The sequence below is a fragment of the Microcoleus sp. Z1_A1 genome (assembly GCF_036700305.1).
GTDB lineage: Bacteria > Cyanobacteriota > Cyanobacteriia > Cyanobacteriales > Microcoleaceae > Microcoleus.
In genome coordinates this window covers 20,765-33,594 of sequence record NZ_JAUBOR010000010.1, presented here as the reverse complement: position 1 = coordinate 33,594, position 12,830 = coordinate 20,765, and the positions used below count along the sequence as shown (strand labels likewise).

Genomic DNA, 12,830 nt, shown 5'->3' with positions numbered 1-12,830 from the left:
TGCTGCGTATTGCCCACCCTCCAACTAAAATTGATATGATATTAAAAATCTAAAATCTAAAATCTAAAATCTAAAATGGCATTACCTCCCGGCAGTTTTGGTTTACCCCTAATTGGCGATACTATCAACTTTTTGCAAGATTCCCAATTTGCCAAAAAACGCCACCAGCAGTACGGGCCCCTTTTCAAAACCAGCATTTTCGGACAGCCTACCGTGTTTGTGTGTGGCCAAGAGGCTAATTTGTTTGTTTTAAGCAATGAAAACCAATATTTTGCTGTGACTTGGCCTGCCAGCACGAAAGCGCTTTTAGGGCCGCTTTCTTTGGCGTTGCAAACGGGTGCTAACCACCAAAATCGGCGCAAGTTGCTGTACCAAGCGTTTGGGTCGCGAGCTTTAGCAGGCTACATCGGCGCGATGGAAGATATCACTCAGCGCTATTTGGAAAAATGGGCAAAAATGGAAACGCTGACTTGGTATCCCGAACTGAGAAATTATACTTTTGATGTTGCGGGTAAGTTGTTAGTAGGGATTGATAATGGTTCGGAAACGGCGCTAGGACATTATTTTGAAACGTGGTGCAATGGTTTATTTTCGATTCCTTTAGATGTGCCTTGGAGTCAGTTTGGCAAGGCGAAAAAGTGCCGAAAGCTGCTGTTGGCAGAACTTGAAAAGATTATTATAGATCGCCAGCAAGGAACCCCTAGCGGCAATGATGCTTTGAGTTTGCTGATTTCGGCCCGCGATGAAGAGGGAAATAGTTTGAGTTTGGAGGAGTTAAAAGATCAAGTGCTGTTGCTGCTGTTTGCGGGACACGAAACTTTAACTTCGGCGATCGCCTCTTTTTGCCTTCTCCTGGCTCAAAATCCCGATGTGATGGCAAAAGTACGGGCCGAACAGCAGCAGTTCCCCGCAACTGAACCGCTAACCTTGGAAGAACTCAAACAAATGACTTATTTAGAGCAGGTTATGCGAGAAGTGCTGCGGTTGGTTCCACCAGTGGGAGGCGGTTTTCGGCAGGTAATTAATGATTGCGAGTTCGGTGGCTACGAAATTCCCAAGGGTTGGATGGTACTTTATCAAATCAATCAGACGCATCAGGATAGCGCAGTTTATCCCGAACCCGATCGATTCGACCCCGATCGATTTAGCTCGGATCGATCGCCTAAACCGTTCAGCTACGTACCCTTTGGCGGCGGTTTGCGAGAATGTTTGGGCAAAGAATTTGCCCGGTTAGAGATGAAGTTGTTTGCGGCAAAGATTGTTCGGGAGTTTGAATGGGAACTTTTACCGGATCAAGATTTGAATTTAATCAGAGTACCGACTCCGCATCCCGGCGACGGTTTGCAAGTAAAATTTCGTCGGAACTATTCTTAAGAACAGGCTTTTCGGCCTGTTCCACAATCGGGTAAATTTTCTTGTGGGGGGTTGCTCTGAGCAACGCCCTGAAAGCCACAAGATGCCTGTTCCATAATCGGGTGAATTTTCTTGTGGGGAGTAGGGGTTGGGCTTCTAGCCCGCCCTGAAAGCCTTATTGAGAATGGTGCAACATTTCAGTTGAGATTGATATCTTGCACCATTCTCAATAAGCTTTTTATGAACAGGCTTTCCGGCCTGTTCCACAAAGAGTGAATTTTCTTGTGGAACAGGCCGGAAAGCCTGTTCTTGATAATGGTGCAATATCTCAGTCTCAATCAACATCCAATTGCATCGGCCCCAAATACTTAGTTAAATAAGGAGAAAAAACCTCATAAATCAGAGTCAATGGCTTCCCGTGATGCCAAAACAAATAGTGTCGCCCCCAAAAAGGCCCCGACTGTTCAAAAGCTGACTCCAAGGCCACCGAATCACCGCAATAAATGCCCTGCACATCGCGATACAATTCTGTCCGCAGCCTCGCTAAACTAGCCCAAATTGGCAAAGATTTATTTTGTAAATATTCGTCTACATGGCTCGCTTCCCACCAAGAAGTCGCATAGGCTAAGCGCTGTCCCGAAGCAGTCCGCAGCCACACCTGGCGGCGCAGGCGCGGCCCCGGAACCGCGACAATTTGCTGGGGCGCGCCGTCTGCGTCTTCACCCACTAAAGACATATCGATCACATCAACTTCTGTGGGTTCCCCTGTCAGCAGTTGCAGGTGACGGGTGGGGGAACCGTCGCCTAGGAGCAGTATTTGCCATGCCGGTGCGAGCTTGGTGTGGGGCAAACCCTTCTGTACTGCGTCTTCGGCTCCTTGCCAGAGGGGGTTGAGAGCGTGCCAGGTGCGGCTGTTTTTGGGTGTAAATGTTGCAGTCAAGGGTCTTTACAAAACTTAATTTTTTGTTTATTATAACGCTTCTTCAATTATCCACTCAAAAATCAAAAATTGCTCGACCGAGGACGATCGCCCATAGGATGTCCAGTGAAATAGTTATAATACTTCTGTTCGGGATTTTTATTCTTCCTTCTTCCTTCTTCCTTCTTCCTGACATCCGTGACATCCGTGACATCCGTTATATAATCCGTTGCCGAACTTCCCTCTGCTATATGTTAAGAATAACCGAAATAAAACTCCCCCTAGATCATCCTCAAGATGCGATCGCCAGTGCAATCCTCAAAAAGCTGCAAATTCCCCCCGAAGAATTGCTCGGCTATTCCATCTTCAAGCGCAGCTACGATGCTCGTAAAAAAGCAGAAATCCTCCTTGTCTATATTGTGGATGTAGAGACGACACAGGAAAAGCAACTTTTGGCGCGCTTCAAAAAAGATCCTCATGTGATGGTAACACCAGACACGAGTTATCGCTATGTAGCGCAAGCCCCTAGCAATTTGACGATTCGCCCCATTGTGATTGGTACAGGGCCGTGCGGTATGTTTGCGGGTCTGATGCTGGCACAAATGGGGTTTCGCCCTATCCTTTTAGAACGCGGAAAAGCAGTGCGCGATCGCACAGTTGATACCTTTGGATTTTGGAAGAAAAAAGCAGAATTTAACCCCGAATCTAACGCCCAGTTTGGCGAAGGTGGTGCGGGTACTTTTTCCGATGGCAAACTCTACAGCCAAGTTAAAGATCCTCAGCATTATGGACGCAAGGTGCTGACAGAACTTGTGAATGCGGGAGCTTCACCAGAAATTGTATATATTAATAAACCGCATATTGGCACGTTCAAACTGGTGGGAATTGTCCAAAGTATTCGCGCCCAAATTGAATCATTAGGCGGAGAAATTAGGTTTCAAACTCGTGTAGAAGATATCCACATCGAAAATGGAAAAGTGCAGGGACTTACCCTCGCGAGTGGAGAATATATTGCTAGTAATTATATAGTTCTGGCGGTGGGACACAGCGCCCGCGATACTTTTGAAATGTTGTTTTCGCGCGGGGTTTACATCGAACCTAAACCTTTTTCCATTGGTTTTCGGGTCGAACATCCCCAAAGTATCATCGATCGCTGTCGTTTTGGCGATCGGGCGGGCCATAAGCTTTTGGGTGCCGCAGATTACAAACTGGTTCACCATTGCCAAAACAATCGTTCTGTATATAGTTTCTGTATGTGTCCCGGTGGTTTGGTAGTGGCGGCTGCGTCAGAACCGGGGCGACTGGTTACTAATGGGATGAGTCAATATTCTCGCAATGAACGCAATGCTAACAGCGGGATTGTGGTGGGTATCACGCCGGAGGATTATCCGGGTCATCCCTTAGCAGGAATTGAGTTTCAACGTCGCCTAGAAGAACGGGCATTTGAGTTAGGAGGTGGCACTTACAACGCCCCTGGGCAGCTTGTGGGTGATTTTTTGGCGAATCGCCCTTCCACGGCGCTAGGCAGTGTGCAGCCGTCTTATACGCCGGGAGTTGTGATGACTGATTTGAGCGAAAGTTTGCCAGATTATGCGATCGCAGCTATCCGCGAAGCACTTCCGGCTTTTGACAAACAGATTAAAGGATTTGCGATGGATGAGGCGGTTTTGACTGGGGTGGAAACGCGCACTTCTTCACCAATTCGGATTAAACGCAGGGAAGATTATCAGAGTTTGAATACAGAAGGCCTTTATCCTGCTGGGGAAGGTGCAGGATATGCGGGTGGAATCCTGTCGGCGGGGATTGATGGGATTAAGGTGGCGGAGGCGGTTGCTTTGAGCATATTGCGATCTGTAAATCACAAAGTTTGATGCGGGATTTGAGGATTTTTAGATGATTTGAAGATTGCCGTCAACCGTCAACTGTCAACCGTCAACTGCGGGACTTACGCATCGAAACTCACATCTTGCATCATTCTCAAGAACAGGCTTTCCGGCCTGTTCCACAATAAAATTCACTCTTTGTGGAACAGGCCGGAAAGCCTGTTCATAAAAAGCTTATTGAGAATGGTGCAACATCTCAGTTCAAACAGCAGCTAAACGCGATCGAATTTCCGTATCGGTATACTCCGGCGTCCAGCCTTCTTTGGTGGTAAAATAGCGAACCGCTTTAATTTTCCGGGATGCTGTCAAATAAAACCAGTGTTCTGTATTCGCCGGCACGTTGATAAATTCTTCTGGCTGCACTGTGAGTTCGACTTGGCTGCCGTCGGGCCGGACGAAGCCGAAAATGCCTTCCCCTGCTACGATATAGCGGACTTCATCATCGGCGTGGATGTGGCACTTGTTGAATTTGGACAGCAAGGTGTCGAGGTTGGGAATGTCTGGGTGCAGTACAATTAAGTCGCGATCCTGATAGCCTGCACTTTCCGACAACTGTTGAAAGTAACTGTCGAGGGCTTGCAACACTTGCTCTTTTTGATTGTCGTCAAGAGCATCTTTAGCTAACAAATTTTGAATTTCAGCGCTGTCACCCACGGGCCAGCGGTTGAGTTGAATGTTTAAGGAAGCGAGTTCTCGGGTAATGTCGCTTTGTTGAGTGTAGGTTGTACCGTTTTCGAGTTGCAGGATAGCCATTTTTGCACGTTCCAATTTTTGGGTGAGGCGATACACAGGCACTGTGAAAGATGTTTGTCGATCGCGCCTGTACCAGATTCACAATTTTAACGCTAATTTGAACAGGCTTTCCGCCCTGTTCCACAACAGTTCAATATTTGTCGCGATAACATTGATAAGTCAGGCGCTAGCTAGCACCAGCAGCGATGGCATTACTGATATCTTAAATGTAACTTTTGCAACAACTATGCCTACTTATACGGGAATTTCTAGCGAAGCATTTCAGCATCCCCTCGATCGCCAAGCTGAGGAAGCGTTACGCAGCGTGCCTGGATTTGACTTAATTGCCGGCAAATTTGTAGAATTTGTCTACGAACGACCGCAATTCGTTTACCTAATGGGAAATAGCATTCAAGTCGGGCCTCGCCAATATGCCAGCATTTATCATATATTTCGGGAGTGCGTGCAGGCTTTAGATGTTTTTCCAGAACCGGGTTTGTTTGTTTCTCAGAATCCCTCAGTTAACAGCTATGCCCTGGGAAAAAACCAACCTTATGTAGTATTAAACACTGGTCTTTTAGACTTGTTGGACGAGGCGGAACTGCGGGTAGTCTTGGCTCACGAGTTGGGACACATTAAATGCGGTCATCCAACTTTAAATCAAATGGCGATGTGGGCGATGAGCGTCGCATCGACAATTGGGGAGATGACTTTCGGGCTGGGAAATATGGTCGGTAGCGGTTTAATTTTCGCTTTTTACGAGTGGCGCCGCAAGGCTGAATTGTCGGGAGACCGGGCGGCTTTGTTGGTAACGGATGACTTGAACAGTGTGATGAAGACGATGATGAAACTTGCGGGAGTTAGCAGTAAATATGCTGACCAATGCAGTTTGCAAGAATTTATCCGCCAGTCTGACAACTATCAAGAGCTCGATCGAGACAATCTCAACCAAGTGTATAAGTTTTTACTTTACAACGGCGGTCAGGGCGTGATGCTGAGTCACCCTTTCCCCGTGGAACGCCTGCGGTATTTGCGAGACTGGGCAAGTTCCGAGGAATACCGCCAAATTAAGCTGGGGAACTACAAGCGGGCTGTAGCTGAGGGTGCGGTTGATGTCAAGTCCCAAGCGCCTAACAGCGAGACGGAGGCTTTGCGCCGTCAGATTGAAGAGTTGCAGCGGGAGATCGATCGGCAAAAATCAAAGCGAAACTAAGTTTAAATTCCTCGTCCCCAGGCAGAGCCTGGGGACAAGCTAATGTTTTGTGGAAGATTTACCGGATTTGAGGGAGGGGGAAACGTAAAAGGAAGGTAAACCAGTGAGAGACTTAGGATCGCGAATTAAATAACTTACAATTTTAATTGTTATTGTGGGATGGGCGTCCCGCCCGTCCAAAACGGATGGGCGGGACGCCCATCCCACTTTCAAGAGTGGAAGTTATTTAATTCTCATTCCTTACTCGCAACTGGCCTCCAATCTAAAAACTGTCCCCTCCTTTCGGAAATCTGTTTCTGAGGAGGTGTAGTTTAAATCAAGAGAAGCTTATAAATCAACGGGGCTAAAAAAAATGAATATTGATAACGCAATGAATACTAACAAACCAACTTCTAATTTTTTCGGCAATGTGGGAAAAGTCGCGATCGCCCTTACTCTTCTAGCCGCCGGCATGGCATTTACAAATCCTGCGAGAGATCAATACCTAACTTATGCTTCCGGCGTACTCCAAACCGAGTTGGAAAACACTGTGTGCAAAGATTCTCGCGTGCCGAAAGCTTTGGGCGGCATTACAGATACTTTGATCGGCAGTTGCAAGAATTTACTGACTTCGCAGCGGGGCACGATCGAAAGCTTGCTCGACAATACAACGCAGCGTCAAAATTTAGGTGTGGTCAGTATTTACACAACTGAACTAGGCAAAAAAAGCTATCAAACGGTTGGAGCTTTTGGTAATTTTGTGACGCTGCCACCTAGTTCAGAAAATGCTCAAAAGTAGAGTCAAATTAAGTTCAATTGCCGAAACCGGGTTTTTTAGAAAGCCCGGTTTTTGCTTACGTAATTCTCTCTCAGTAAATCTCAATAAATTCGGAGAGCAATAGCACATATTTTTAATGATGCCAACTATTAGAGACCAAATATTAAGTTTTCTTAAAGAAGAAAAGTTATTGTCCCACTTAATATTAACATTAACGCTATAAAGTTTGATGTTTAACAAATAAGCAGATGGCAATGCAATTAAGTAAGGGTGAGAGATTTAATATTTCTAAAGAAGCGCCCGGTATAAAAAAAATGGCGATCGCCCTCGGTTGGCAGGTGACAGAGGCAGGACAAAGCTACGATATTGATGTCTCGGCGTTTATGCTAGGTGCTGACGGCAAAATACCTAACGATAAATATTTTATCTTTTACAATAATCTGCAATCGTATGACAGTTCGTTACTGCAATCGATTCTTGAAAAAAACAACCGAAGTCAAGAAAATAAGACTATTTACGGCGTTATCTTAGAAAGAGTTAATCTTGAAATTGAGGAAATAACTTTTGTGGTCACTATTCACGAAGCAGATAAAATTAAGGCAAATTTTAGCAATATCAAAAATGCTTTTATCAAAATTACCAATTTGGATACGGGAAGCGAACTTGTTCGGTATGAATTAAAAGAGAATTTTTCGCGAGAGACTGCTGTAGAATTTGGTCGTTTGTATAGAAAGAATGGAGAGTGGAGATTTCAGGCTGTAGGAGCAGGATATCAGGCAGGATTGCAGAGTTTTGTTGATAAGTATTGCAGCTAAAATAGCAGCGATGAAAAAATCTCGCCTGCATATTCTGATAGCAGCAGCACAAGAACTCGCAGCAGGAGAAAAAGTAAAAGGTAAACGGCTGTTGCATTAGTTAATAGATGACAAAATTTGCTGGTAAGCATCGATAGTTTGTTGGGCGATCGCCTCCCAGTTATAATGCTTTCTTGCGTACTCTTGGCCGTTCAATCCCCGGCGTTGACGTTCCTGTGGATTGAGAAGTGCTGATTTGATTGAATGGGCGATCGCCCCTATTTCCAAAGGTTCTACCCAACCAGCTTCTGCTTGCTGTATGTCTTCCGCAATATGTATGCGATCGGAAATGGCGACAGGTACACCCGCGGTCATTGCTTCTGCTACAGCAATGCCAAAGTTTTCGTAATAAGAAGGCAATACAAATAAGTCGGCTTTTGTCAATAGTTCAACTTTTAAATCACCGCTCACAAAGCCAGTTATTGTTGTGTATTTTGCTAAGCTTGAATTCTGAATTTGTACTTTAATTTGTGTTTCATACTCAGCATCTTGGGGATTTGATCCAGCTAAAATAAAGTGAAACTCTATGCCCAATGCCAAAATACTTTCTAATGCTGGAATTAACAAATCAAGCCCTTTTTTAGGTTCAATCCGCGACATAAATAAGATAATTGGCACTTCAGATTCCCGCAATCTCTTAGGAAACAAACCTGCTGTCACCCCCAATGGAATCACCAAATCCCGTGGCACAGGCATCTTGCCTGTGCTACCCAAACCAAATCTTTCTGAGATTTTAGCCTCTTCTTTACTTGTGAAATGAATTGCGGCTGCCCCTGCTAAATTAGGGCGTTCTAAAACTGCTGCATAAATCTGTTTCAAGCGCTTTTTTTTCTGCAAATCGGCAGGGTCAAGCATACCGCAGGGACGCATAATATATGGCAACTTGTGATATCTAGCAATTGTGGCCGCAAAGGTAGTTACTGGCGAAAAAAGAGCGTGAATGTGGGCGAGGTCAAATTGTCGCGCGTTTTCATTTAACCACTGCAATAACGAGAGAGAAAATTTATATCTGCGCCAGGGATAACAGCGGAAATAAATAATCTGATAGCCGTTTTGTTGTATTGGTTCATTCAGAGGAACATCTAAGGGAATTTGACCGATATCTCCGTTAGAATCTGTGGTGATAATTGTGACATCAATACCTCGAGAAGCCAGGGCTGCAGAAAGTCCGAGTACCATTTGACTTGGCCCGCCGTAGACGAGGGAAATTGAGGGGATAATTTGGAGAATCCGCATGGTTAGCACTTGGTGTTAGCTGAGGTAGCTGGTTGTGTTATCATAGAAAGAATTGCAAAATTTGCACGTTATACTAATTTAGGCGATCGGAGGCAAGTTATGCTGATTGGATTCAGCGTCGGCAACTACAAATCTTTTAAAGAAACTGTCACCCTCAGCATGGTAGCCTCGTCAATTACTGAGGAAGACAAAGAGCTGGATGAAAATAATGTATTCCAAATTAATGATAAGTTAAGCTTACTCAAAAGTGCTGCTATTTATGGAGCTAACGCCAGTGGTAAGAGCAACATTGTTGCTGCTATTAACTTTATGAAATGGTTTGTCCTAAACTCATCCAAAGAAACGCAAGTTTCAGACGCGATCGATATTGAAGCATTCAGGCTAAGTACGGAGACAGAAAAAGAGCCGTCTTTCTTTGAAATCGTTTTTCTACTAGAAGACAAAACTTTTAGGTACGGTTTTGATGTGAACGCGCGGGAAGTTGTTTCTGAGTGGCTATTTCAAGCTGATGACAGTCAAGAAAAAATGCTTTTTGAACGGGATTTTGATAATTATATATTAGATGATTTCCCAGAGGGACAAGGCATTAGCGATAAAACCCGAAGTAATGCTTTATTTCTTTCTGTAGTCGCACAATTTAATGGTAAAATTTCTGGCAAAATATTGCTGTGGTTCAGTAAAACTTTGCAATTGATATCAGGCTTGCAAGATAGGCAATACCGCGAGGAAACTTTAGAGTCTTTTGAGAACGATCGCCACAGACATGATATTATTGAATTTATCAAGAAATTAGACTTAGGGATTGCTGATATTCAAATCAAAAAGTATATTTCCCAGAAAACCGCTATGTTCGGTATATATGAAGTAGGCGTGAAAACAGTTCACCGGAAATATGATGCTGATGGGAAACAGGCTGCTATAGAATTATTTGATATCGAAACGCACGAATCCGAGGGGACAAACAAACTATTTGCATTAGCAGGCATTCTCCTGGATACTTTAAGAACAGGAAAAATTTTATTAATTGATGAACTTGATGCCAGACTACATCCGCTGATTACTCGCGAATTAATCTGCTTATTCAATTCTAACGAGACTAATCCGCACAACGCACAGCTTATATTCACTACACACGACACAAACTTGCTCAGTAGTAAAAGTTTTCGCAAAGATCAAATATGGTTTACCGAAAAAGACAACAAAGGCGCTACTGATTTGTACTCTTTGGTAGAGTATAAAGTCGGAAAAGATGCCTCATTCGAGCGCGATTACATTATCGGCAAGTATGGCGCTATCCCTTTTATTGGTAATTTTAAAGAACTAATAGGTGAACTTCATGAATAAAAAAAGTTCGTCTAGAAGAACAAATATTGATTACTACAATAGAAAGGTTAAAACTAGAAGATGGTTTTTAATCGTGTGCGAAGGTGAGAAAACAGAACCCAACTATTTTAGAAGTTTCCCGGTAGACACAAATGTAATTAAGCTGGATATCAAAGGAGAAGGAAAAAATACGAAGAGTTTAGTAGAAAAAGCTATTGAGTTAAAAAACGACACAGAATCCGACGAAAAAGACCGATTTTGGTGCGTGTTCGATCGCGATAAAAACCCTAAAAATCCTAACGACTCGCAAAATTTTAATTCAGCCATAACTCTTGCAAGAAATAACGGCATTGACGTAGCTTATTCAAATGATGCTTTTGAATTGTGGTATTTGCTGCACTTCCATTTTTATAATACGGGAATTTCTCGCCAGGATTATCAAAATATGCTAACCAAGTTATTGGGACACGAGTATAAGAAAAACAGCGAGACGATTTATGAGGAACTAAAAGACAGACAGCAGGATGCAATTAAACACGCAAAACGGCTTTTACAGGAATACGATCGCCCCAACCCTGAAACGGACAATCCTTCAACAACAGTACATTTGCTAGTCGAAGAACTTAACAGTTTTATTCCTGATTGATGAGGGAGAAAGTCGTAGAAACCGGGTTTCTAGCCGCCCCATGCGTAAGCCCTGCAACTTTCGTAGACGAGAGAAATTGAGGGGATAATTTGGAGAATCCGCATCAGGGATAGTTATTTAAATCAACATACCAACATCTCCCATTACAAATTTAATTATCTATCTGCAAAAGGCTGCCCGTCTAGCTGTTCAGCTTCCTCTCTTTTTGTGGCTGTAATTTGGGTATTGTGAGCCATTGTCTTGGAAAATTCATACATTTCACTGGCTTTGGCTTCCGCAGCTTTCACAATTTCCAGGATTTCCTGGAGTAGGCTTTCATCTGGTAATTGTTTCATGGCAATGCTTCTAATCTCTCCACTACTTTGTCAATCATAATTCTCGATTCGGGAGCCATCTTTAGCAAGGCTGCTAAATAATCTCCTGCTTTTTGAACATCTTCATCGGGCACACCAGCCATCAATACATTGCCCACAATGTGCTCTGCTTGTAAGCGAGTACCTGCTACGTTGAATTGAAAATTGGTGATGGAAGAAAAGTATTGCATCAGTATTTCATTCTGGGGAAAAAGAGACATGGCTCTTCTAAGTGCAAAAAGTCCCTGCGTTGCTTGGCGCTCGCTATCGTCTAATACCTGGTAGAGTTCGTTAATCAAAGAGCGTATGTCGGGAGGAATAGACATTTACTACAGTTTTTATTTAACACTTGCATTATAGCTAAAAGTTACAACAATTCTTTGTAGAATTCCAATAACTGCTCAGCTAAAGCTTGATTAGTATAATTGCTCATCGCTCTATGATAACCCCGATCGCCCAAATCGGCCGCCAAGTCCCGCCGCTCCATCAATTTCTGCAAACACTCTCGCAAAACCCCTGCATTTCCTTCTGGGAATAATAACCCCGCATCGCCGATGACGTGGGGAATTTCCCCGCAGTCGGAACCAATAACCGGAATGTGACAAGCCATCGCTTCAATTAAAACGTGACCGAATTGTTCTTTCCAGCCCACAGTGGTCAAAGTTTTGAATTTATAGCTGGTTTGCGAAGGCAATACCAAACAGTTCATTAAGTTAATGTAGGGGGGGATTTCTTCGTGGGAAACGCTTTCTACCCAAATTATTCTGTCGCTGATTCCCCATTCAATACATTTTTCGGCGAGGTGCGTCCGCAATTTTCCTTGTCCAACTAACAGCCACTTCCAAGAGCTTTTTTTCAACCCTGCCAAGGCTTCAGCTAAAGTCAACAATCCTTTTTCTTCGACAAATCGCCCTACAAATCCTACCACAAAATCGGTCGGTTTAATACCGAACCTGCGCGATAAATCAGCGTCTTTACCAGTGCGGCGAAACAAAGTTTCATCTACTCCGAGTTGTGGCATTACTTTTACCGCACCTTCATAGCCCCGCTGCCGCAAAATTTTTGCTCCATCTAGGTTGCCTGCAATAATTCCGTCGGTGTGCTGAAGATTGTAATTTTCTAAGACTGAAACGGGCCAATTCAATTGATAAGGCAGATTCCACCAAGTAAATAATATATTTTTTGCTTCCAGTTTTAGCAGTTTATTTAGTAAAATTAACTGAGCGCAAGCAATAGATTTTGAACCTTGTTCAACTTGAATTATCTGCGGTTTAATTTTCTGCAGAACTTCAATTAAATCTAGACCAAAAGTTAGCAAGCCTTGATTATTTTGACTAAAGTTGGAGACGGGGACTACTTTAAATGAGCCTTTTTGATAAAATTGCGTTTCTATAATTTTATTTTGTACGCCTCCCGGTTTCCAACGCTGCGGCACTACAACTGTTACTTCAATATCGGGTTCTAGGTTGGCTAATATCTTGAATTTTTCCCGATTAATGTCCACAATATAGGTGTGACTAGCCACGAGAATTCTCATTTATTGGGAAAGGCGAATGGAGAA

Annotated in this window: 13 protein-coding genes; 7 read left to right on the top strand and 6 right to left on the bottom strand. The window is 43.6% G+C overall.

The window, feature by feature from the left end; translation table 11 throughout:
• The first annotated feature begins 75 nt into the window (after positions 1-75).
• The gene (locus QT973_RS08800) at positions 76-1,374 is read left to right on the top strand and encodes a cytochrome P450 (RefSeq protein ID WP_333056860.1); all 1,299 of its coding nucleotides are present in this window, start codon (positions 76-78) and stop codon (positions 1,372-1,374) included.
• A 313-nt stretch (positions 1,375-1,687) separates the two neighbouring features.
• On the opposite strand, the gene QT973_RS08795 is transcribed toward QT973_RS08800, so the two are convergent.
• A complete protein-coding gene (locus tag QT973_RS08795) occupies positions 1,688-2,293 on the bottom strand; it encodes a chorismate lyase (protein ID WP_333056859.1) in 606 nt (201 codons plus the stop codon).
• Positions 2,294-2,523: 230 nt separating this feature from the next.
• Between QT973_RS08795 and QT973_RS08790 the strand changes: the two genes are divergently transcribed.
• Positions 2,524-4,143, top strand: coding sequence for an NAD(P)/FAD-dependent oxidoreductase (locus tag QT973_RS08790; protein WP_333374879.1), 1,620 nt, complete (start codon positions 2,524-2,526; stop codon positions 4,141-4,143).
• 213 nt (positions 4,144-4,356) lie between these two features.
• Here QT973_RS08790 and QT973_RS08785 read toward each other — a convergent pair whose 3' ends face one another.
• Positions 4,357-4,908 (bottom strand): acireductone dioxygenase, encoded by a 552-nt coding sequence (locus QT973_RS08785; protein ID WP_333056857.1) that lies wholly within the window; start codon positions 4,906-4,908, stop codon positions 4,357-4,359.
• Between the two features lie 226 nt (positions 4,909-5,134).
• Here QT973_RS08785 and QT973_RS08780 point away from each other — a divergent pair, with 226 nt between their 5' ends.
• The 3 genes from QT973_RS08780 to QT973_RS08770 all read left to right on the top strand — a co-directional run bounded on the left by QT973_RS08780 (position 5,135) and on the right by QT973_RS08770 (position 7,672).
• The gene (locus QT973_RS08780) at positions 5,135-6,100 is read left to right on the top strand and encodes a M48 family metallopeptidase (RefSeq protein ID WP_333056905.1); all 966 of its coding nucleotides are present in this window, start codon (positions 5,135-5,137) and stop codon (positions 6,098-6,100) included.
• A gap of 352 nt (positions 6,101-6,452) precedes the next feature.
• Positions 6,453-6,878, top strand: a complete 426-nt coding sequence (locus QT973_RS08775; protein WP_333056855.1) for a DUF4359 domain-containing protein — start codon at positions 6,453-6,455, stop codon at positions 6,876-6,878.
• A gap of 227 nt (positions 6,879-7,105) precedes the next feature.
• On the top strand, positions 7,106-7,672 hold the full coding sequence (locus QT973_RS08770; protein ID WP_333233882.1) for a TerD family protein: 567 nt from the start codon (positions 7,106-7,108) through the stop codon (positions 7,670-7,672).
• Positions 7,673-7,768: 96 nt separating this feature from the next.
• Here the strand turns inward: QT973_RS08770 and hpsP are convergent, their stop codons facing one another.
• The gene (gene hpsP / locus QT973_RS08765) at positions 7,769-8,947 is read right to left on the bottom strand and encodes a hormogonium polysaccharide biosynthesis glycosyltransferase HpsP (RefSeq protein ID WP_333233883.1); all 1,179 of its coding nucleotides are present in this window, start codon (positions 8,945-8,947) and stop codon (positions 7,769-7,771) included.
• Between the two features lie 12 nt (positions 8,948-8,959).
• Here hpsP and QT973_RS08760 point away from each other — a divergent pair, with 12 nt between their 5' ends.
• Positions 8,960-10,291, top strand: coding sequence for an ATP-binding protein (locus tag QT973_RS08760; protein ID WP_333056852.1), 1,332 nt, complete (start codon positions 8,960-8,962; stop codon positions 10,289-10,291).
• Positions 10,284-10,916 (top strand): RloB family protein, encoded by a 633-nt coding sequence (locus tag QT973_RS08755; RefSeq protein ID WP_333233884.1) that lies wholly within the window; start codon positions 10,284-10,286, stop codon positions 10,914-10,916. The genes QT973_RS08760 and QT973_RS08755 overlap by 8 nt, the downstream gene beginning before the upstream one ends.
• A gap of 155 nt (positions 10,917-11,071) precedes the next feature.
• Here QT973_RS08755 and QT973_RS08750 read toward each other — a convergent pair whose 3' ends face one another.
• Genes QT973_RS08750 through hpsO form a run of 3 tightly spaced genes read right to left on the bottom strand, consistent with a single transcriptional unit; the run spans position 11,072 to position 12,806 of the window.
• Complete coding sequence (locus tag QT973_RS08750; RefSeq protein ID WP_333056850.1) at positions 11,072-11,251, bottom strand: hypothetical protein; 180 nt, start codon at positions 11,249-11,251, stop codon at positions 11,072-11,074.
• Positions 11,248-11,595, bottom strand: coding sequence for a hypothetical protein (locus QT973_RS08745; protein ID WP_333056849.1), 348 nt, complete (start codon positions 11,593-11,595; stop codon positions 11,248-11,250). The genes QT973_RS08750 and QT973_RS08745 overlap by 4 nt, the downstream gene beginning before the upstream one ends.
• A gap of 41 nt (positions 11,596-11,636) precedes the next feature.
• A complete protein-coding gene (hpsO, locus tag QT973_RS08740) occupies positions 11,637-12,806 on the bottom strand; it encodes a hormogonium polysaccharide biosynthesis glycosyltransferase HpsO (RefSeq protein WP_333391187.1) in 1,170 nt (389 codons plus the stop codon).
• Positions 12,807-12,830 lie beyond the last annotated feature (24 nt).